The sequence below is a fragment of the Microbacterium gubbeenense DSM 15944 genome (assembly GCF_000422745.1).
In the GTDB taxonomy this organism is placed as follows: domain Bacteria; phylum Actinomycetota; class Actinomycetes; order Actinomycetales; family Microbacteriaceae; genus Microbacterium; species Microbacterium gubbeenense.
This window is the reverse complement of sequence record NZ_AUGQ01000001.1, coordinates 135,608-155,890: the sequence shown is the minus strand read 5'-3', so window position 1 is coordinate 155,890 and position 20,283 is coordinate 135,608. Positions and strand designations below refer to the sequence as shown.

General features: G+C 68.8%; 18 protein-coding genes. 9 read left to right on the top strand and 9 right to left on the bottom strand.

All coding sequences use genetic code 11. The features are described 5' to 3' along the window. Positions 1-6: 6 nt before the first annotated feature. Both glpK and G510_RS0100760 read right to left on the bottom strand, forming a co-directional pair. Positions 7-1,518 (bottom strand): glycerol kinase GlpK, encoded by a 1,512-nt coding sequence (gene glpK, locus G510_RS0100765; RefSeq protein ID WP_029152026.1) that lies wholly within the window; start codon positions 1,516-1,518, stop codon positions 7-9. After that, on the bottom strand, positions 1,511-3,220 hold the full coding sequence (locus G510_RS0100760; RefSeq protein ID WP_029152025.1) for a glycerol-3-phosphate dehydrogenase/oxidase: 1,710 nt from the start codon (positions 3,218-3,220) through the stop codon (positions 1,511-1,513). Before G510_RS0100760 ends, glpK begins: the two co-directional genes overlap by 8 nt. A gap of 118 nt (positions 3,221-3,338) precedes the next feature. Between G510_RS0100760 and G510_RS0100755 the strand changes: the two genes are divergently transcribed. Beyond that, positions 3,339-4,988 carry an HNH endonuclease signature motif containing protein gene (locus G510_RS0100755; RefSeq protein ID WP_169562538.1) on the top strand — a complete coding sequence of 550 codons (1,650 nt, stop codon included), beginning with the start codon at positions 3,339-3,341 and terminating at the stop codon, positions 4,986-4,988. 3 nt (positions 4,989-4,991) lie between these two features. Here G510_RS0100755 and G510_RS0100750 read toward each other — a convergent pair whose 3' ends face one another. From G510_RS0100750 to G510_RS0100730, 5 genes are read right to left on the bottom strand one after another with little or no spacing between them, the layout of a single operon-like run. Next, the gene (locus tag G510_RS0100750; protein WP_029152023.1) at positions 4,992-5,900 is read right to left on the bottom strand and encodes a siderophore-interacting protein; all 909 of its coding nucleotides are present in this window, start codon (positions 5,898-5,900) and stop codon (positions 4,992-4,994) included. Next, entirely contained in the window at positions 5,897-6,712 is an 816-nt protein-coding gene (locus G510_RS0100745) for an ABC transporter ATP-binding protein (protein ID WP_029152022.1), read from the bottom strand. The genes G510_RS0100750 and G510_RS0100745 overlap by 4 nt, the downstream gene beginning before the upstream one ends. Continuing rightward, entirely contained in the window at positions 6,709-7,737 is a 1,029-nt protein-coding gene (locus G510_RS0100740) for a FecCD family ABC transporter permease (protein WP_029152021.1), read from the bottom strand. Before G510_RS0100740 ends, G510_RS0100745 begins: the two co-directional genes overlap by 4 nt. Beyond that, a complete protein-coding gene (locus G510_RS0100735) occupies positions 7,734-8,768 on the bottom strand; it encodes a FecCD family ABC transporter permease (RefSeq protein ID WP_245563198.1) in 1,035 nt (344 codons plus the stop codon). The genes G510_RS0100740 and G510_RS0100735 overlap by 4 nt, the downstream gene beginning before the upstream one ends. Further along, positions 8,765-9,841: an iron-siderophore ABC transporter substrate-binding protein gene (locus G510_RS0100730; protein ID WP_157560369.1), complete on the bottom strand. Its 1,077-nt coding sequence runs from the start codon at positions 9,839-9,841 to the stop codon at positions 8,765-8,767. Before G510_RS0100730 ends, G510_RS0100735 begins: the two co-directional genes overlap by 4 nt. Before the next feature lie 220 nt (positions 9,842-10,061). Here G510_RS0100730 and rpsP point away from each other — a divergent pair, with 220 nt between their 5' ends. Genes rpsP through G510_RS0100695 form a run of 7 tightly spaced genes read left to right on the top strand, consistent with a single transcriptional unit; the run spans position 10,062 to position 17,396 of the window. After that, positions 10,062-10,475, top strand: a complete 414-nt coding sequence (rpsP, locus tag G510_RS0100725; RefSeq protein WP_029152018.1) for a 30S ribosomal protein S16 — start codon at positions 10,062-10,064, stop codon at positions 10,473-10,475. Between the two features lie 8 nt (positions 10,476-10,483). After that, positions 10,484-10,714 carry an RNA-binding protein gene (locus G510_RS0100720; RefSeq protein WP_029152017.1) on the top strand — a complete coding sequence of 77 codons (231 nt, stop codon included), beginning with the start codon at positions 10,484-10,486 and terminating at the stop codon, positions 10,712-10,714. Next, positions 10,714-11,274, top strand: a complete 561-nt coding sequence (gene rimM / locus G510_RS14860; protein WP_051216099.1) for a ribosome maturation factor RimM — start codon at positions 10,714-10,716, stop codon at positions 11,272-11,274. The genes G510_RS0100720 and rimM overlap by 1 nt, the downstream gene beginning before the upstream one ends. Positions 11,275-11,283: 9 nt before the next feature. Beyond that, on the top strand, positions 11,284-12,834 hold the full coding sequence (gene lnt / locus G510_RS0100710) for an apolipoprotein N-acyltransferase (RefSeq protein ID WP_029152016.1): 1,551 nt from the start codon (positions 11,284-11,286) through the stop codon (positions 12,832-12,834). 9 nt (positions 12,835-12,843) lie between these two features. After that, positions 12,844-13,017: a hypothetical protein gene (locus G510_RS18155; RefSeq protein ID WP_029152015.1), complete on the top strand. Its 174-nt coding sequence runs from the start codon at positions 12,844-12,846 to the stop codon at positions 13,015-13,017. A gap of 29 nt (positions 13,018-13,046) precedes the next feature. Then, positions 13,047-14,381, top strand: coding sequence for a glutamine synthetase family protein (locus tag G510_RS0100700; protein WP_029152014.1), 1,335 nt, complete (start codon positions 13,047-13,049; stop codon positions 14,379-14,381). A gap of 12 nt (positions 14,382-14,393) precedes the next feature. Further along, entirely contained in the window at positions 14,394-17,396 is a 3,003-nt protein-coding gene (locus G510_RS0100695; RefSeq protein WP_029152013.1) for a bifunctional [glutamine synthetase] adenylyltransferase/[glutamine synthetase]-adenylyl-L-tyrosine phosphorylase, read from the top strand. 4 nt (positions 17,397-17,400) lie between these two features. On the opposite strand, the gene glnA is transcribed toward G510_RS0100695, so the two are convergent. Next, positions 17,401-18,825, bottom strand: a complete 1,425-nt coding sequence (gene glnA, locus G510_RS0100690; protein WP_029152012.1) for a type I glutamate--ammonia ligase — start codon at positions 18,823-18,825, stop codon at positions 17,401-17,403. A 190-nt stretch (positions 18,826-19,015) separates the two neighbouring features. Here glnA and G510_RS0100685 point away from each other — a divergent pair, with 190 nt between their 5' ends. Continuing rightward, a complete protein-coding gene (locus G510_RS0100685) occupies positions 19,016-19,420 on the top strand; it encodes an RDD family protein (RefSeq protein ID WP_029152011.1) in 405 nt (134 codons plus the stop codon). Between the two features lie 45 nt (positions 19,421-19,465). Here G510_RS0100685 and G510_RS0100680 read toward each other — a convergent pair whose 3' ends face one another. Beyond that, positions 19,466-20,179: a DUF4191 family protein gene (locus G510_RS0100680; RefSeq protein WP_029152010.1), complete on the bottom strand. Its 714-nt coding sequence runs from the start codon at positions 20,177-20,179 to the stop codon at positions 19,466-19,468. Between the last annotated feature and the right edge of the window lie 104 nt (positions 20,180-20,283).

Genomic DNA, 20,283 nt, shown 5'->3' with positions numbered 1-20,283 from the left:
TGAGTCTCAGACGTCGTCGTCGACCCAGTCCATCGACTTCGTGACGGCCTTGCGCCACTGCCGCATGAGGCGATTGACCTCCTTCGAGTCCATGCTCGGTTCCCAGCGCTCGTCCTCGCGCCAGTTCGCGCGCAGCTCGTCGAGATCCGACCAGAAGCCCGTCGCGAGGCCGGCGGCGTAGGCGGCCCCGAGCGCCGTCGTCTCGGTGATCACCGGGCGCACGACGGGCACGCCGAGAAGGTCGGCCTGGAACTGCATGAGCGTGTCGTTCTGGACCATGCCGCCGTCGACCCGCAGCTCGCCCAGATCGAGGGAGGTGTCGCTTCCGACGGCATCGAGCACATCGCGCGTCTGGAACGCGACGGCCTCGAGCGCGGCTCGAGCGATGTGGCCCTTGTTCGCGAACCGCGTGAGGCCGACGATCGCGCCGCGCGCGTCCGGCCGCCAGTACGGGGCGAACAGGCCGCTGAACGCCGGCACGAGGTACACGCCGCCGTTGTCGTCGACGCTCGCGGCCAGGGTCTCGACCTCGGGCGCGGAGCGGATGATGCCGAGCTGGTCGCGCAGCCACTGGATGAGGGATCCCGTCACCGCGATCGAGCCCTCGAGCGCGTAGGTGACCGGCTCATCGCCGAGCTTGTATCCGATCGTCGTCAGCAGCCCGTCCGAGGAGAGCACCTTCTCTTCGCCGGTCTGGAAGATGACGAAGTTGCCGGTGCCGTAGGTGTTCTTGCTCTCGCCCGCATCGAACGCCGCCTGGCCGAACGTCGCGGCTTGCTGGTCGCCGAGAATGCCGGCGATGGGCGTCTCGCGCAGCAGCGACGAGTCCTTCGCGTGTCCATAGATCTCGCTCGACGAGCGGATCTCGGGCATCATCGAACGCGGCACGCCGAACTCCTCGAGGATGTCGTCGCGCCACTCGAGCGTGTCGAGATCCATGAACAGTGTGCGCGACGCGTTCGTCACGTCCGTGACGTGCACGCCGCCGTGGGATCCGCCCGTGAGGTTCCAGAGCACCCACGTGTCGGTCGTGCCGAACAGCAGAGCGCCCGAATCGGCGCGTTCGCGCACGCCGTCGACGTTCTCGAGGATCCACGCGATCTTCGTGCCCGCGAAGTACGTCGCAAGCGGCAGGCCGACGATGCTCTTGAAGCGGTCGGTGCCGTGATCCTTCGCGAGCCGGTCGACGATCGGCTGCGTGCGCGTGTCCTGCCAGACGATCGCGTTGTACACCGGCTCGCCCGTCGTGCGGTCCCACACGACCGTCGTCTCGCGCTGGTTCGTGATGCCGATGCCCGACAGGTGGTGGCGGGTGAGATCGGCTCGGCTCAGGGCGATGCCGATCACCTCCTGCACGTTCTTCCAGATCTCCATCGGGTCGTGCTCGACCCAGCCGGGGCGGGGCAGGATCTGCTCGTGCTCCTTCTGACCGGTCGAGACGATGTTCCCGGTGCGGTCGAAGATGATGGCGCGGCTCGAGGTCGTGCCCTGGTCGATGGCGAGGATGTAATCAGGCATGTGCGGCCTCCGCATCGAGGTCGGCATCGAGCTCGACGCCGTGTGCGTCGCGCAGCTCATCGATCGTCGCGGCGATCTCGTCGTTGGTGCGCTCGTCGTCCCAGTCGAGGAACTTCGCCAGGGTTCGGGCGATGTCATCGAGCAGCTCTCGGGAGACGGAACCGGTGAACGCGAGGTCGGTGCGGCGCATCACGACATCGGACAGGTGCACGATGTGCTCGTGATCGACCATCCACGCGAGCTCCCACGTCGAGAGCCGGTCGCCGAGGATCGGCACGTCGTCGTGATCCTCGAGCACGCGCCACACGTGCGCCGCTCGCGTTCCGTATCGGTCGAGCAGGACGGATCCGCGGGTGCCGGATCCGGGCACGCGCGAGCGCAGCCACACGCCGCGCGCGCGGCGCGTCGTCGGGAAGTCGCGGCCGCCGCCGATCGGGCGCCCGCGCGTCGAGATCGCTCGGGGCGCGCCGACCAGGTCGAGCACGACGTTCGAGAGGGTCTCGCCGAGGGAGCGGAAGGTCGTCCACTTTCCGCCCACGAGGGTCACGAGCGGAATGCCCCGAGACGAATCGACGACCACGCGGTAATCGCGCGAGATCTGCGCGTTGTTCGACTCGTCGCTCGCGGGCAGCGGGCGGATCCCGCTGAACCGGTAGACGATCTCGTCGCGCGACACGGCGACGTCGGGGAAGACATCGTTGATGAGGTCGAGGAAGTAGTCGACCTCCTGCTCGGTGCAGCGGGCCGGCTCGGAGGGATCGGCCTCGATATCGGTCGTGCCGACCATCGCGCGCCCCTTGAGCGGGTAGATCAGCACGATGCGCCCGTCGGAGTGCTCGAAGAAGATCTCGCGCCCGCCGGTCGCGGCGACGAGCTCGGGGTTGTCGAGCACGATGTGCGACCCCTTGGTGCCGCCCATGAAGCGGGTCGGGGTGCCGAGCGCCGCGTTCGTGAGGTCTGCCCACGGCCCCGTCGCGTTGACGACGACATCGGCCGCGAGCGCGAACTCCTCACCGGAGACGAGATCGCGCACGGTGACGCCGTCGCCCGTGAAGCCGGTCGCCTCGACGTAGTTCAGCGCGTGCGCGCTGCGATTCGACTTGATGCCGTCGGTGAGCACGTCGAGCGCGAGCCGCTCGGGATCGTGCATCGACGCGTCGAAGTATGTCGCCGTGAACTTGATGTCCGGGTTGAGGCGGGGGAGCTCGCGCAGCGACGCCGCGCGGCCGCGGAACCTGTGCCACGGGGTGCGCCGGGTGGGCCCGACGAACAGGTCGTACATCGTCAGCCCGACCTTGATCAGTGCCGCACCGCGCTCGGCCGGCTTGCCCTTGCGGCCGAACACGAACTTCATCGGAGCCTGGAGAAGGCCCGACCAGAACGAGTAGATCGGCACGGTCGTCTTGAGCGGCCTCACGAAGTGGGGCGCGGTCTTCAGGAGGTCGTTGCGCTCGCGGACCGACTCGCGCACGAGCCGGAACTCGCCGTTCTCGAGATAGCGGATCCCGCCGTGCACCATGTGGCTCGACGCGGCCGAGGCGCCGGACGCGAAGTCGCCCCGTTCGACGAGCACGACCTCCACGCCCTGCAGGGCGAGGTCTCGGAAGGCGGCGATGCCGTTGATGCCGCCGCCGATGATCACGACCTGCGTGCGACCGGCATCACGGACCTGGTTCACGACGTTGCGAGGTGAGGCGCTCATACGACCAGCGTAACGATCTGCGGGGTGCGCGGGGCGATGAATTGTGTAGAACAAAGTAACGAGTATGTAGTTGACTGTATATGTTGCAATAGAACAAAGATGCGATAGAATGGGGGGCATGACCGAGGATGAGTTCGAGGACGAGCTGCGGGGGCTCACGCCCGAGCAGGCCGTCGAGGCTCGCGCCGTGCTCGACGAGCTCGCCGATGCGCGGCGGGCGGCGGCGATGATCGAGGGACACGTCGTCGACCTCCTCGCCCGCCTCGGCCGGCTCTCCGATGCGCAGGCGGCCGCGTCGCTTTCGGGGTCGCGTGCGCGCGAGGACGCGCGGCGCTCGTTCGCCGCGCAGGCCGGCATCGCGTTGCACACCGGCCCGGCCGAAGCCCGGGCCCGGTTGGCGATGGCCGAACAGATCCACGATGACTGCCCCGTCACGCTCGCCGCCCTCCAAGAGGGCAGGCTTTCCCTGCGGCACGCGGAACAGGTCGTCAAAGCCGGCCTTTCCTTGGATGCGGGCGGACGGGCCTCGCTCGACCACGGGGCCGTCGCCCTGGGTGAGCAGCGCACGGCCCGTCAGCTCGGGAAGGTACTGCAGAAGCAGGCCGCCGACCTGGATTCCCGGTCGTTCCGGGAACGACACGCCGAGGCCCGGGCGCACCGGCACGTCACGATCCGCGACGTGGGGGCGGGGATGAGTGAGCTGTTGCTGTGTGGTCCGACGGTGGAGGTGCGGTCGGTGTTCGACCGGGTCGATCAGATGGCCCGCGAGATCAAGAAAGACCGGGCCCGTGCCCGCCGCGCCTACGAGCGCGCACACGGTGAACTCCCCGAGGAGGGGTGGATGGCGCCGGTATCCGGTGGCCTGGACGGCACGGATCCGGAAGTCGTCGCAGCCAGTGACCGGCGCACGCTCCCGCAGGTGCGCACGGACCTGCTCCTCGATGTGCTCCTCACGGCCGCACCCAGCGGGCACGACCTCTTCGCCTCAGGTACTGGGGCGGGTCTCAGTCAGATTCGGGCGGGCGTGCAGGTCACGATCCCCGTCACGCACCTGATCGGCCCCGAGGCCGAGACTGACTCTGAGGGTGGGATCGGTGCGGCGTGGTTGGATGATGGCACCCTGATCGATGCCGACACGGCGAGGATCCTCGCCGGCAACACGGCGGGGTGGGAGCGGATCTTCATCCGCCCAGAATCGGGCACGATCGAGGCGGTCGATCACTACCGGCCCACCACCCCGCAGCGGCGGGCGGTGATGGCGCGAGATATGACCTGCCGCATCCCCGGCTGCGAAGTCCCAGGCCGGCGATGCGATATCGATCACGGGCACGACTATGCCCGCGGCGGGCCCACCCGCCTGGACAACCTCGAAGCACTGTGTCCGGCGCATCACCAGATGAAACACCAAGCCGGATGGACGGTGACCCAGACCGCCGACGGGGTGGTCGTGTTCACCACGCCTACCGGGCATGTTGTCACCGACGAACCGATCAGCCGGGTGTTCTTCCACGAAACCCCACACGCGGCCCGGGCCGAACGTCAACAGATCGCCCGCGACCACGAGGCCAAAGACCGGCGCGTCTATGCCCGGGACCGGCAAGAGATCCACGACGCCGGGTTGTGGGGGCCGGTCTCGAGGTCACTGCCGCATGTGTGCGGTAGGCGCTGCGAGGATCAGGACGCCGGGGTCGACCCGGATGAGTTCCTCGAGATGCTCACCGATGGGCGCATCGCCGACCCGCAGGCCGACATCTGGATGCTGTGCTGAGCGTCAGCTTCCCTCGGCGCGTCCGAGGCGCCAATACCCCATGAACGAGACGGCGCGGCGGTCGATGCCGACATCACGCACGAGGTGGCGGCGCAGCGACTTGACGACGCTCGCCTCGCCGGCGATCCAGGCATACAGCGGCGCCGACTTCAGCGCCGCGCCGCCCTTCGCGGTGCGCGGCACCTCCCAGAGCATGCCGGCGTCGATGTCGACCTCCTCCACGTCAGAGCCGGTGCCGTCGGGACACAGCGCACCGGCGTGCTCGCGCGTGGCCGACTCGAGGTGCGTGTGCCGATCGCCCGATCCGCGACCCGCCGCGTGGACCGTGAACCCCGGATGAGGCGGGAGATAGGCGATGTCGCGCGGATCCGGCACCTCGAGCACCACGATGCCGCGCGCCTCGCGCGGAAGCTGCTCGAGGATCACGGCGATTGCGGGGGCCGCGGTCTCGTCGCCCGCGAGCAGGTAGTTCTCGGTCCGTGCGGGCGGGACGAAGTCGATCCCGTAGCTGACGCCCTCATGGTGAACGGTCGGCGCCATGATCAGCAGTTCATCTCCGATGCTCGCGCGCTCGATCCACGCGGACGCGGGCCCATCGGGCTCGTGCGCGACCATGTCGATATCGACCTCTCCCATGCTCGCGCGCACGGCCCGCGTCGTGTACGTGCGGAACGGCGGGCGCGCGTCCTCCGGCATGGCGCGCCACTCGGCGTACCAGTCGTCGCCGGTCGGCATCGCATCAAGCGGCAGAGCCGCAGTCGGGAAGACCACCTTGACGCGCTGGTCGAACCCGGGATCGCCGTAGTCGGCGATGTCGTCGCTCGTGACGGTGAACCGCCGGAAGCTGGGGGTGAGATCCTCGATGCGCGTCACTCGCACACGGAAGGCGCGGTTCGGTCGGGTGTCGATCATGCGGACTGTCCTCCGGAGACATGGTGGCGGCCGCGCGGAATCACGAGCGGCGTGTGGGAGACGGGATCCGAGATCACCTCGGCATCGAGGCCGAAGACCTCGTCGATGAGTGCGGGGGTGACGACGTCCTGCGGAGCGCCCGACGCGAGGATGTGGCCGTCGCGCATCGCGAAGAGATGGTCGGCGTAGCGCGCGGCGAGGTTGATATCGTGCAGGACCATGGCGATCGTCGTGCCGCGGCTGCGGTTCAGGTCGGTGAGCAGGTCGAGCACCTCGACCTGGTGGGCGAGATCGAGGAACGTCGTCGGCTCGTCGAGCAGCAGCACGTCCGTGCCCTGCGCGAGCGCCATCGCGATCCAGACGCGCTGACGCTGACCGCCCGACAGTTCGTCGATCGCGCGATCGGCGAGCTCCGAGATGCCCGTCGTCTCGAGAGCATCGGCGACCGCGTCGTCGTCCTCCGCGGTCCAGGACCGGAACATCTTCTGGTGCGGATGCCGGCCGCGCCCGACCAGATCCGACACCGCGATGCCCTCGGGGGCGATGGGCTGCTGGGGGAGGAGGCCGAGCGTGAGCGCGAGCTTCTTCGTCGGGATCTGCGTGATCGCCTTGCCGTCGAGCACGGCCGCTCCATCGGTTGCGGGGATCAGGCGCGACAGGGTCTTCAGCAGCGTCGACTTGCCGCAGGCGTTCGCCCCGACGATGACGCTGATCCGGCCCGGGGGCAGCACGAGGTCGACGCCGTCGACGACCGTGCGGCCGCTGTAACCCGAGCTGAGGGAACGCGCTTCGAGCACGTGTGAACCTGTCACGAGGAACCTCCGAGACGACTCGTCCTGATGAGGAGAAAGATGAGGTACGGCGCGCCGACGATGCCCGTGATGACGCCCACGGGGAACGCGGTGTCGAAGCCGAACTGCCCGACGAGGTCGGCCAGGAGCACGAGACAGGCGCCGACGAGCGCCGCGGGGATCACGGGGGATCCGCCCGCGCCGACGATGCGCGCCGCGATCGGGCCCGAAAGGAACGCCACGAAGGCGATCGGTCCTGTCGTCGCGGTGGCGAAGCAGGCGAGCGCGACGGCCGCGACGATCAGCAGCACCCGTGCGCGGTCGACCCGCACGCCGAGTGCCGTCGCTGACGCGTCTCCGAGCTCGAGCGCGCGCAGATCGCGGGAGAGCACCATCACGATCGGCACGAGAACCACGGCTGCGATCGCGAGCGGCCCGAGGTCCTCGAGCCTGACGCCGTTCAGCGAACCTGTGAGCCACCGCATGGCCACGGACACGTCCCACTCGGCGGCGCGCTGCACGAGGAACTGGACGACCGCGTTCATCATGGCGCCCACGCCGATGCCGATGAGGATCAGCCGGCCGCCGGTCGACTCGCCCCCGCGCGCCGCCGCGTAGATGACGACGGCCGTCAGGATGCCGACGGCGAGCGCGAGCGCGGTCGTCGCCGCGGCCGACCAGTGCAGGACGACCAGCGACAGCACGGCAGCGGCCGATGCGCCGGAGGTGATGCCGATCACGTCGGGGCTCGCGAGCGGGTTGCGCAGTAATGTCTGGAAGGTGGATCCGGCGATGCCGAAGGCGATCCCCGCAAGCGCACCCGCGGCGAGCCGGGGGATCCGCAGAGTACCGACCGTGAATGACGCGCCCGGCACGTCCTGTCCGATGATGACGCGGACGACGTCGTCGATCGGATACACCGTCTTGCCGAGCATCAGCATGCCGGCCGCGAGGACGACCAGGAGCGCGGCGAGGGCGGCGATGCCGATTCGGCGCCGGCGCGCGCGACGGGTGCGGCCTGTGCGCACCGCGGTGGCGCCGCTCACAGCGCCCTCATCCGCGTGCGGCGGGCGATGGCCACGAGCACGGGGGCTCCGACGAACGCCGTGATGATGCCGGCTTCGATCTCGCCGGGGGATCCGATGACGCGGCCGATCGTGTCGGCGATCGTCAGCAGCGCGGCGCCGCCGAGCGCCGAAATCGGCAGGATCGCGCGGTGATCGGGGCCCACGACGAGGCGCACGGCGTGCGGCACCATCAGTCCGACGAAGGCGATCGGGCCGGCGACGGCGGTGACCGCGGCGCAGAGCACGACGCCGGCCGCAGCAGCGAGGGCGCGCGTGCGCCCGACGTGCACGCCGAGGCCGCGGGCGACATCGTCGCCGAGCGCGAGCGAGTTCATCCCGGACGCGAGGCAGAACACGACGATCGCCGCGACGGCGATCAGGGGCGCGACGATCGCAATCGATGACCAGTCCGCGCCTCCCGTGCCGCCCACCTGCCAGAAGCGGAACTCGTTCATCGCCGCGGCGCGCGGCAGCAGTACGGCGCTCACGAGGGAGGAGAGGGAGGCAGTGACGGCGGCGCCGGCCAGCGCGAGCTTGATGGGGGTGGCGCCGCCCGCGCCGACGGATCCCACGAGATACACGACGACCGCGGCGAGAGCGCCGCCCGCGAGCGCGAGGCCGAGGTAGGAGAACACCGACGACATACCGAAGAACGCCATCCCGCACACCACGAACAGGGCCGCGCCGGTGTTGACGCCGAGGATGCCGGGATCGGCGATCGGGTTGCGCGTGATCGCCTGCATGACGCCGCCCGAGAGGGCGAGCGCGGCGCCGGCGATCACGCTCAGCGCGGTACGGGGGATCCGTTCGGCCACCGCGATCGCGCCGATCTCCTGGGCGGTGTCACCGGAGACGAATGCTCGGAGTCCCTCGCCGATCTCGGCGATCGAGACCACGCGCGACCCGAAGGCGAGCGACACGGTGACCCCGACGGCGACCAGCACGACTCCGCCGGCCACGCCCCAGATCGTGCGGGCGGACCGGCGGGTTCGAGCCGTCGCGGAGGTCACTCCGCCTTCTGCGCTGCGTCGTCGAGCAGTGCGACGTAGTCGTCGAGCATCCACGGGATGGACAGGGCGGTCGGCGTGACCGCGCCGCTGAAGTCATCGCCCGAACCGGTCACAACGACCGAGCCGTTCTTCACGGCGTCGAGGGTGCCCCACAGCGGGTCGTCCTGCAGTGCCTGCACGAGGGCCTCGTCGCCGTACATGACGAAGACGTCCACGTCGGCGAGCTGATCGGCGTTCTCCGCGGCGATGTCCGCGTAGAACCCGCCGCCGTCGCTCGTGGTGCGCGCCAGTTCGGGGAAGTCGAAGCCGAGGTCGCCGAGGAAGGCCGTGCGCGCGTCGCCGGTCGCGTAGATCGAGATCGTCGAAAGGTCGGTCGGGTTGACGTAGAAGAACGCCGCCGTTCTGCCCTCGAAGCTCGTGATATCGGCGGTGGCGTCCGCGATCTGCTGGTCGAGGTCCTCGACGAGCTGCTCGCCCTCGTCGGCCTTGCCGAGCGCCTCGGAATCGATCCGGATGGAGTCGCGCCACGGGGTGTACCAGGGGATGTCCGGGTAGGCGACGGTCGGGGCGATCTCGCTGAGGGTGGCGTAGTCGTCCTCCGTGAGACCCGAGTATCCGGCCAGGATGACATCGGGCGCCGTGTCGGCGATCGCCTCGAAGTCGACGCCGTCGGTCGCCTCGAATATCGTCGGCTTCGGAGCGCACAGCTCGTCGTAAGCGTCGAGCGTCCATTCGTACAGTCCGAGCTCGTCGTCGCCCGACATCGACCACGTCTGGTCGTCGGTGCCCACCGGTGCGACGCCGAGGGCGAGCGCGACATCCTGGTTGCCCCAGCCCACCGACGCCACGCGCGAGATGTCGGCCGGGATCTCGGTCGTGCCGAGCGCGTGATCGATTGTGACGGCGTCGTTGCCGAGGGGCGCCGGCTCGGTCGCATCGCAGGTTTCACCGCCGCCTGCGGCAGCGTCTTCCGCGGGAGTGCTGCCTGCGCACGAGGCGAGGGCGAGGATGGATCCGGCGATGCCGGCCGCGACGAAGAAGCGATGGCGGGACATGCGAGCCTTTCTGCTCACGAATGGGACAGTAGGTAAGCCTTGCCTTACGGAACTGAAATTGCAAACTCGGCCGCCCGCGTGTTCGCGATCGTCTCGATCATCTGGCAGAATAGAACGTTGGTACGCCCGTTCGACCCTCTATCCAGCGGTGCGTCCACCCTTAGAGCTTCCGCCAGCGTGCATGACCCCACGCGCCGCGCGCACAGGTTCATCAACTCTTTCAATCCACAGGAGAATCGTGGCTGTCAAGATCCGTCTGAAGCGTATGGGTAAGATCCGCGCGCCGTACTACCGCATCGTCGTTGCCGACTCGCGCACCAAGCGCGACGGCCGCGTGATCGAGGAGATCGGCAAGTACCACCCGACCGAGGAGCCCTCGTTCATCGAGGTCGACTCCGAGCGTGCGCAGCACTGGCTGTCCGTCGGTGCTCAGCCGACCGAGCAGGTCGCTGCCCTCCTCAAGATCACGGGCGACTGGGGCAAGTTCAAGGGCGACAAGGACGCCAAGAGCACGCTTCGCGTCGCCGAGGAGAAGAAGCCCTACGAGCCGAACTCGTCCAAGAAGTCGGTTGTGAAGCCGAAGGCCGAGAAGAAGGCCGCCGAGCCTGCCGAGGCTCCGGCCGAGGACGCTCCGGCAACGGACGCGGAGTAACTCCGATCGTGCTGGCAGCTGCGCTCGAACACATCGTCAAGGGCATCGTCGATAACCCCGACGACGTCCGCATCGACGAGACCGCATCCTCCCGAGGCGACGTGCTGGAAGTGCACGTCGCCGAGGAGGACCGCGGTCGCGTGATCGGGCGCGGCGGCCGCACGGCCAAGGCCATCCGCACTGTGGCGGCCGCACTGGCGGGAGACCGCCGTATCCGCGTCGACGTGGCCGACGACTGATGGTCGCCGCCGCGTCACCGAAGAACCAGCTCCGCGTCGGCCGTGTGCTCAAGGCACACGGACTCAAGGGCGCGTTGAAGCTCGAGCTGTACACCGATGATCCCGACGGCCGTTTTGTGCCCGGGGCATCGTTCACGCTCCAGGCCCCGGAGCAGTCCCGCTGGCACCGTCAGACGGTGACGGTGCGGGAGTTCCGCTGGATGAACGCCAGCCCGGTGATCTTCTTCGAGGGCATCGAGGACCGCACCGAGGCAGAGACGCTCGTGAAGGCGATCCTGTGGGTCGACCATCAGGACGACCAGGCCTCTGCTGAACCCGACGCCTGGTACGACCACCAGCTGATCGGCCTCGACGTCGTGCGCGACGGCACAGCCGTCGGCAGCATCGCTCGCGTCGAGCACATGCCCGCGCAGGACCTGCTGATCGTGAAGATCGGCGAGCGCGAGGTCATGGTGCCCTTCGTCTCGGCGATCGTGCCGGAGGTCGACCCCGCGGGGGGCCGTGTCGTGATCACGCCGCCGGCCGGGTTGTTCGAGGAGCTCGCAGACGACGACCAGTAGGCTCGTCGCGTGACATCCCCGGCGCCTGATCGCGCGATCCTTCCCCTCTGGGCGGCACTGGTCGCCGCGGTTGTCGGCGGACTCGCGCTGGACGCCTCGTTTCCGTCGCTCGGGATCTGGCCGCTCGCGTTCGTATCGGTCGCCCTGTCACTCGTCTCGCTGATCGGGCGGCGCGTGTGGTCCGCGTCCGTGGTCGGGCTGGTCTACGGGCTCGCCTTCTATCTGCCGCATATCGACTGGGCGGCGCGATTCCTGGGCGACGACCCGCTGAACTGGGTGCCCTGGGTGGCCCTCGCCGGCGTGGAATCGATCTTCATGGGGGCCGGCGCGATCGTCATCGCCCTCGCGTATCGATGGATCTCACGAGTCATGCGTCCGGGGCCATGGCGCCTCGCCGCGACCTCCCTGGTCGTCGCCGGCGTGTGGACATCGCGCGAGCTCATCATGGGGTCGTGGCCCTACGGCGGCTTCCCCTGGGGGCGGATCGGCATGAGCCAGTCCGAGAGCCCGCTCGCCGTGGTCACATCGTGGGTGGGCGTCGCGGGGCTCACTTTCCTCATGGTGCTCGTCGTCGCGCTCGCGATCGAGGCGGTGCGCGTGATGCGCGTTCGCCGCACCGTCGGCTGGTGGGCGCTGACGGCCCCGGCCCTGCTGCTGATCGCGCTCATCCTCCTGCCGCAGTTTCCGACGGCGGATGCCGGATCCTTCCGCGTTGTCGCCGTGCAGGGCAACGGACCGACCGCGTACCTCGACCAGGGGGAGCGGTACGACGTGCTCGACGCGCAGCTGCAGGCGACGGAGGAAGCCGTCGGCGTGGATCCGGATCTCGTGGTCTGGCCCGAGGGCGGCGTCGGCCTCGATCCGCTCGACGACGCGAACGCCGCCGCCGTGCTCGACCGCGCGACCCGAATGGTCGGCGCGCCGATCCTGCTGAACGCCGCCGTTCCCGACGGCGATCTCGTCTTCAACCGCTCAATGCTGTGGACAGCAGGCGGGGTCGAGCAGTCGCACGACAAGCGGTATCCGGTGCCGTTCGGCGAGTACGTGCCGGACCGCGGGCTCTACGAGAAGATCGTGCCGTCGCTGATCGGGATGATCGGCCGAGAGTACGAGCCCGGCACGGATTCGCCGGTGATGGACATCGACGGCGTGCAGGCGGCGCTCGCAATCTGCTTCGACGTGCTGTTCGACCAGCACATCGAAGAGGGGATCTCCGGCGGCGCACAGGTGCTGATCTTCCAGACCAACAACGCCGACTTCCGCGGCACCGATGAGAACCTTCAGCAGCTCGCGTTCGCCCGGATGCGCGCGATCGAGTCCGGCCGCAGCGTGGTCAACGTCTCGACCGTCGGAACGAGCCAGGTGATCGCGCCCGACGGCACGACGATCGACCAGATCGGCGTCGACGAGCGGGGTGCGATCATCGCCGATGTCGAGTTGCGCGATGGCACGACGCCCGGCATCCTGCTGGGCGCGGGAATCCGCGGGTTCCTCCTGTGGATCCCTCTCGTGTCGGCGGCGATCTTCGGAGTGCTCGCTTCGCGCCTACAGCGCGGCTAGTCTTCAGGCATGAGTGACACCTACTGGTACAACCTGCGTACGGGCGAGGTCGAGCACGGGCCGGAGTCGCCCGCGGTCGATCGGGCCGGGCCCTTCGATACCGCCGCCGAGGCGGCGCGCGCGCCCGAGATCATGCGCGAACGCACCAAAGCGTGGGAAGAAGACGAGCGCCGCGACGAGTGATGGGCCCGCGGGCGATTAGGCTGTGACGCATGGACAAGCAGCAGGATTTCGTACTTCGCACGATCGAAGAACGCGGTGTGAAGTTCGTGCGTCTGTGGTTCACGGACGTCGTCGGCACCCTCAAGTCCGTCGCAATCGCACCGGCTGAGGCCGAAGGCGCCTTCAGCGAGGGGATCGGCTTCGACGGCTCCGCGATCGAGGGGCTCACCCGCGTGCAGGAGAGCGACCTGCTCGCGCACCCGGATCCGACGACGTTCCAGATGCTGCCGTGGCGCGGCGACGTGGATCCCACCGCGCGCATGTTCTGCGACCTGCGCACGCCCGACGGCGAGCCCGCCGCGGCGGATCCGCGCAACGTGCTCAAGCGCGCGCTGTCGAAGGCGGCCGACGCGGGCTTCACGTTCTACACGCACCCCGAGATCGAGTTCTACCTGTTCAAGCCGGGCACTCGCGGCGAGGTCCCCGTGCCCGTCGACTCGGCCGGCTACTTCGACAACGTCCCGGGCGGCACCGCCCACGACTTCCGCCGACGCGCCGTCCGCATGCTGGAAGACCTCGGGATCTCGGTCGAGTACAGCCATCACGAGGGCGGTCCGGGTCAGAACGAGATCGACCTGCGCTACGCGGACGGCCTGACGATGGCCGACAACATCATGACCTTCCGCACCGTGGTCAAGGAGGTGGCGATCGAACAGGGCGTGCACGCGACGTTCATGCCGAAGCCCCTCGCGGACGAGCCCGGCAGCGGCATGCACACGCACGTGTCCCTCTTCGAGGGCGACACGAACGCGTTCTACGACGCGAGCGCACCGCACCAGCTGTCGGTCACGGGCCGCCGATTCATCGCCGGCCTCCTGCACCACGCCGACGAGATGTCGCTCGTGCTGAACCAGTTCGTCAACTCCTACAAGCGCCTGTGGGGCGGAGACGAGGCCCCGAACCACATCACGTGGGGCCACAGCAACCGCTCCGCGCTCGTCAGGGTTCCCCTGTACAAGCCGGGCAAGGGTCAATCGGCCCGCATCGAGCACCGCGGCATCGACGCCGCCGCGAACCCTTACCTCGCGTACGCCCTCATGCTGTCGGCCGGCCTCAAGGGCATCGAAGAGGAGTACGAGCTGCCCGACGAGGCGGAGGACAACGTCTGGGCCCTGAGCGACGCCGAGCGGCGCGCCCTGGGATATCGCTCGTTGCCGCGCAGCCTCGACAACGCGATCCACCGTATGGAGGAGAGCGAGCTCGTGGCCGAGACGCTCGGCGAGCAGGTGTTCCAGTATGTGCTGGCCAATAAGCGTCGCGAGTTCGAGCAGTACCGGGCTCAGGTCACGTCGGTGGAGCTCAAGACGACGCTCGACATCATCTGAGGTTCGGGCGACGTGTCTGGCGGGAGGGTCTCCGCGCGGTCGCGCCTCGCCGGCGCGGGCTTCACCGACGTCGGCGACGCGACCGCGGCGCTCGACGAGCTCCACGAGGCGACGGGCATCCCGCGCGATGAGCTGATCGCCGGCGGGGCCCGGAGCGCGGATCCTGACGCCGCCCTGCGGTCGATCCTCGACGTCGCCCGCCGCGATCCGGATCCGGTGCGGCGCGTGCTCGAGGACGCGACCAGCGCTCGGTTGCTCTGGCGGGTCGTAGGCGCATCGGTCGGGTTCGGCGAGCTGTTCCGGCGCCACCCGGAGGTGCTCGGCGAACTCGTCGGCGGCGTGCGCACGCTGCCATCGCTCGAGGCGATGACCGAGCGGCTGCTCGCCTCAGTGAAGGCCGAGGACGGCGCGTCGTGCGCGGTCGGATCCGATGCGTGGAACGCACTGCGGCTCGCGTACCGGCGCGAGCTGCTCTCGATCACCGCGGTCGACCTGTCGGCGGCGGATCCCGTCGAGGTCGTGCGCGCCGTGTCCTCGGCGCTGTCGGATGCCGCATCGGCTGCGCTCGAGGCGTCGCTCGCGGTGGCGCGGGCGATGCTCGCGGACCAGTTCACGGCCGACGAGATCGACGCCACGCGCCTCGCGATCATCGGCATGGGCAAGGCGGGCGCGCGCGAGCTCAACTACGTCTCCGACGTCGACGTGATCTTCGTCGCCGGGGCGGCGCCCGGGGCGGAGATCTCCGAGGAGCGGATGATCGATATCGCCACGCGCCTCGCCAAGCACACGATGTGGGGGCTCAGCGAGTTCGAGACTGAGCCGCCGCTGTGGGAGGTCGACGCGAACCTGCGCCCCGAGGGCAAGAAGGGCGCGCTCGTGCGCACCCTCGAGTCGCACCTGGCCTATTACGAGCGCTGGGCAGACCTCTGGGAGTTCCAGGCGCTGCTGAAGGCCCGGGAGATGGCCGGTGACATGGAGCTCGGCCGCGCGTACGTGGAGCGCACCCGCCCGCTCGTCTGGGCGAGCTCGGAGCGCGACGGCTTCGTCGACGGCGTGCAGGCGATGCGCAAGCGCGTCAACGACAACATCCCGCCGGAGGAGGCGAGCCGCCAGCTCAAGCTGGGCCCGGGCGGCCTGCGCGACGTGGAGTTCACGGTGCAGCTCCTGCAGCTCGTCCACGGTCGCAGCGATGAGAGCGTGCGTGCGAGCGGCACGCTCGACGCGCTCGAGGCGCTCGTCGAACGCGGCTATATCGGCCGCGACGACGCCGCCGCGTTCGGCACCGACTACCGGATCCTGCGCCTGCTCGAGCACCGGATCCAGCTGCAGCAGCTGCGGCGCACGCACCTCATGCCGGACGACGCCGACGGTCGCCGCGTGCTCGCCCGGTCGACCGGGCTGTTCGACGTGTCCGAGCGCGTCGCAGGCGGCCTCGCGAGCGACATCACGGCGACGTGGAACCGCGTGCGCAACGAGGTGCGCGACATCCATGTGCGCCTGTTCTACCGCCCGCTGCTGTCGGCCGTGGCGTCCACGGAATACGATTCGCGCTCGCTCACCGGCAGTGAGGCGCACGACCGTCTCACGGCGATCGGGTTCCGGGATCCGCGCGGTGCGCTGTCGCACATCGCGGCCCTCACGAAGGGCGTCAGCCGCAAGAAGACCGTTCAGCGCACGCTTCTGCCCGTGATGCTGCGGTGGTTCGCGGAGGGCGTCGACCCTGACTACGGCCTCGTCGCCTACCGCCGCATCAGCGAGCGGCTCGGCGACAGCCCGTGGTTCCTGCGCATGCTGCGCGACTCGACGGGCGCGGCCGAATCCCTCACGATGCTGCTCAGCGGATCGCGCTACGTCGGCGAGCTGATGGAGTGGATCCCGGAGTCAGTGGCGTGGCTCGACAGCGCCGAGCAGCTGCGGCCGCGCGCATATGAGGTGCTGCGGCACGAGGCATCGGCGGTGCTCAAGAGGCGCACGGCGCTGCCCGAGGCGGCCAGGAGGATCCGCGAGATCCGCCGCCGCGAGCTGCTGCGCACCGCGATGGCGTCGATGACGGGGTCGCTGTCGATCAAAGACGTGACGACGTCGCTCACGGCGATCACGGACGTGACGATCCAGTCCTTGCTTGTGGCCGTGCGGCGTGAGGTCGTGCCCGCCGAGCACCGCGACATGCAGTTCGCGATCATCGGCATGGGACGGTACGGCGGGGCGGAGGTCGGTTTCGGCTCCGACGCCGACGTCCTCTTCGTCTATCGGCCCGGTACGGTAGATCCGCAGGTCGCCGAACCTCTCGCGCGGAAGATCGTCGCCCAGCTGCGCGAACAGTCGGACGACGCGCGGGTGCCGCTCGAGCTCGACGCCGAGCTGCGCCCCGAGGGTCGGAAGGGGCCGATCGCCCGCACGCTCGATGCCTATCGCTCGTACTACGCGAGGTGGTCGGTGTCGTGGGAGGCTCAGGCGCTCCTGCGCGCGCGTCCCGTCGCGGGCGATGACGAGCTGCTCGAAGACGTGATGGCGATGGTCGACGATATTCGGTACCCCGCGCACGCGACCGAGTCGGACGTGCGCGAGATCAAGCGCATCAAGGCGCGAGTCGAGTCGGAGCGCATGCCGCGCGGCGTCGATCCCGCGCGCCACCTGAAGCTGGGCCCGGGGGCGCTCGCGGACGTGGAGTGGCTCGCGCAGCTCATGCAGATGAAGTACGCGCACGCGATTCCCGACCTGCGCACGCCGCGCACGCTGCACGCCCTCCAGGCCGCGTATGAACACGAGCTCCTCGGCGAGGAGGATGCCCGTCAGCTCGGCGCCGCGTGGCGCCTGGCGACGCGGCTGCGGTCGGCCAACACGCTGCTCACGGGCACGACGAGCGACATGCTGCCGACCGACAACCACGCGCTCGACGGCATCGCACGCATCCTCGAGCACGCGCCCGGATCAGCGCGCGAGCTCGAGGAGGAGTGGCTGCGGGTCGCTCGCCGCGCCCGCCGCACCTATGAGGACGTGTTCTACGACCTGTAGGCGGTCACACGCCGTAGTAGAGCTCGAACTCGTAGGGGTGCGGGCGCAGCGCCATCGGCAGGATCTCGTTCTCGACCTTGTAGTCGATCCACGTGTTGATGAGCTCTTCCGTGAACACGCCGCCCTCGAGGAGGAACGCGTGATCCTCGCGCAGCGCGTCGAGCACGGCGGGGAGCGTCGTCGGCACCTGCGGGATGCCCTTCGCCTCCTCGGGAGGCAGCTCGTAGAGATCCTTGTCGATCGGATCCATCGGCTCGATGCGGTTCTTGATGCCGTCGATGCCGGCCATCAGCTGTGCCGCGAACGCGAGGTACGGGTTGCCCGAGGCGTCGGGCGCACGGAACTCGATGCGCTTCGCCTTCGGGTTCGAGCCCGTCAGCGGAATGCGGATCGCGGCCGAACGGTTTCCGGCCGAGTAGACGAGGTTGATCGGCGCCTCGAAGCCCTTGACGAGGCGGTGGTAGCTGTTGATCGTCGGGTTCGTGAACGCGAGAACCGCGGGGGCATGCTTGAGCAGGCCGCCGATGTACCAGCGCGCGACGTCGGAGAGCTGACCGTAGCCCTGCTCGTCGTAGAACAGGGGCTTGCCGTCCTGCCAGAGCGACTGGTGGGTGTGCATGCCGGATCCGTTGTCGCCGAAGACGGGCTTCGGCATGAAGGTTGCGGTCTTGCCCCACTGATCGGCGACGTTCTTGACGATGTACTTGAACTTCAGCACATCGTCGGCGGCGTGCACCATGGTGTCGAACCGGTAGTTGATCTCGGCCTGGCCGGCCGCCCCCACCTCGTGGTGAGCGCGCTCGAGCTCGAGGCCCGCATCGATCAGATGCAGCGAGATGTCGTCGCGCAGGTCGGCCTGCTTGTCGACGGGGGAGACGGGGAAGTATCCGCCCTTCTGGGGCGTCTTGTTGGCGAGGTTGCCGCCCTCTTCCTTGCGACCGGTGTTCCAGCCGGCCTCTTCCGAGTCGACGGAGAAGAAGCTGCGCTTGCTCGAGACCTCGTAGCGCACGTCGTCGAAGATGTAGAACTCGGCCTCGGGGGCGAAGAAGGCCGTGTCGGCGATGCCCGTCGACGAGAGGTACTTCTCGGCCTTCTTCGCGACCTGGCGCGGATCCTTCGAGTAGGTCTCGCCGTTGCGCGGGTTGAAGATGTCGAACACCATCACGAGCGTCTTGTGCTCGCGGAACGGGTCGAGGTAGGCCGTCGTGACGTCCGGAATGAGTTGCATGTCGGACTCGTCGATCGACGCGAAGCCGCGGATCGAGGAGCCGTCGAACATCTGACCCACCGAGAAGAACTCATCGTCGACCGTCGACGCGGGGATGTTGAAGTGCTGCTGCACGCCGGGGAGGTCTGTGAAGCGGATGTCGAGGAACTTGACGTCCTCCTGTTCGATGTATGCGAGCACTTCGGACGAATCTTTGAACATGAAAGCTCCAGGAGGGTTATCGAGTCATCGCCCGTGGCGGGCTGACTCGTCGAAACTATCTCGCGGCCGTTGCCCGTGAGTGTCTCGATTGTTTCCTCAATGTTACGGCGCGCGGCGAGGCCGGGCCAAACCCGCCCCGGACGCGTATGCCTCCCAGACGCGCCACAACGCGGGATCATAGGCTGAGAGCGTGACCCCCGACCAGCGCTCATCCGACTATCCCGGCAAGTCGATCGGTCTTCCGCAGACCGGCCCGGGGAGCCTTGCGACGCTGCCGCGCCGCATCGGCGCGTTCGTGACCGACTGGGCGGCGGTCGTCCTGCTGTCCGCGGCATTCTTCGACTACACCTGGTGGTCGGAGCTGATTCTCTTCGTCCTGATCCAGGCGCTGTTCATCCCGACCGCGGGCGGAAGCCCCGGTCACCGGATCTGGGGATTGCGGGTCACGCGCCGGAACGGCGAATGGGCCGGGGCGTGGCGGCCCCTGGTGCGCGCACTGCTGACGGTCGTCGTGATCCCCGCCGCTATCTGGGACGAGAACAACCGCGGGCTGCACGACGTCGCGGTCGATACGGTCATCGTTTCGTCCCGGTAGACGACTGATGCCCCGGCGAACGGGGCATCAGAGTGCGTCAGCGGATCAGCGCGGCTTCGGCGCGCGCGCCCGGGCGGGGTCGACGCCCTTGGGGATCGGGAGCGACGACATCGCGCCCTGCGAGATCGACTCGGTGCGGGCGACGAGCTGCGTCATGCCGCGACGGTCGACCGCCTTCGGGAGCTTCTTGATCCTCTTCGCGAGCTTGTCGATCGGCACATCGTCCTCGCCGCTGCCCACGAAGAAGACCGTGACAGGCACCGAATCGTGCGTGATGCGCCGCGCCATCGTCTGTTCCTTCTTGATGAGCTTCTCGAGCCGACGTCGGGATCCCTCGCCGACGAGGACGACCCCGCCGCGACCGACGGCGCGGTAGACGCCCTCCTGAGCCTTGGCGTTGATCGCCACCGGCATGTCATCGGCGCGCCAGCTGCGGCCGAGCATGTTCGAGACCACGTGACCGGCGGCGCCGGGGGTGCCCTCGATCTGCTTGTACATCGCGCCCGTCGCGAGGCGGTTCAGCAGCAACATGCTGAAGATCATGCCGAGCATGAGGCCGAACACGCCCCACAGGATGATGCCCCACCAGCGCTGCTGCACGGCGAACGCACCGCCCACGCCGAGGCCGACGCCCGCGAGCAGGATCAGGGGCAGAACCCATACGACCCACGGGTACGACTTGCGCGTGAAGCTCAGGAGCTGCTTGATCGTCGTGAAGAAGCCCGGGCGCTTTTCCGGAGCGGACGTACGTGATGCCATGAGCACCAGTTTACCGGGCATTGCGCGGGGAGTCCGCCTAGAGGTCAGCGCGTGCACATTCCGCAGATCGCGGAGGTTGTCCACATTCCGGGGATCCCGCCCAG

What these genes read in the sequence shown, in the direction of transcription:
- glpK (WP_029152026.1), bottom strand. Translation starts at nt 1,518, where the DNA reads ATGCCTGATTACATCCTCGCCATCGACCAGGGCACGACCTCGAGCCGC.
- G510_RS0100760 (WP_029152025.1), bottom strand. Translation starts at nt 3,220, where the DNA reads ATGAGCGCCTCACCTCGCAACGTCGTGAACCAGGTCCGTGATGCCGGT.
- G510_RS0100755 (WP_169562538.1), top strand. Translation starts at nt 3,339, where the DNA reads ATGACCGAGGATGAGTTCGAGGACGAGCTGCGGGGGCTCACGCCCGAG.
- G510_RS0100750 (WP_029152023.1), bottom strand. Translation starts at nt 5,900, where the DNA reads ATGATCGACACCCGACCGAACCGCGCCTTCCGTGTGCGAGTGACGCGC.
- rimM (WP_051216099.1), top strand. Translation starts at nt 10,714, where the DNA reads ATGGTCGCCGCCGCGTCACCGAAGAACCAGCTCCGCGTCGGCCGTGTG.
- G510_RS18155 (WP_029152015.1), top strand. Translation starts at nt 12,844, where the DNA reads ATGAGTGACACCTACTGGTACAACCTGCGTACGGGCGAGGTCGAGCAC.
- G510_RS0100700 (WP_029152014.1), top strand. Translation starts at nt 13,047, where the DNA reads ATGGACAAGCAGCAGGATTTCGTACTTCGCACGATCGAAGAACGCGGT.
- glnA (WP_029152012.1), bottom strand. Translation starts at nt 18,825, where the DNA reads ATGTTCAAAGATTCGTCCGAAGTGCTCGCATACATCGAACAGGAGGAC.
- G510_RS0100680 (WP_029152010.1), bottom strand. Translation starts at nt 20,179, where the DNA reads ATGGCATCACGTACGTCCGCTCCGGAAAAGCGCCCGGGCTTCTTCACG.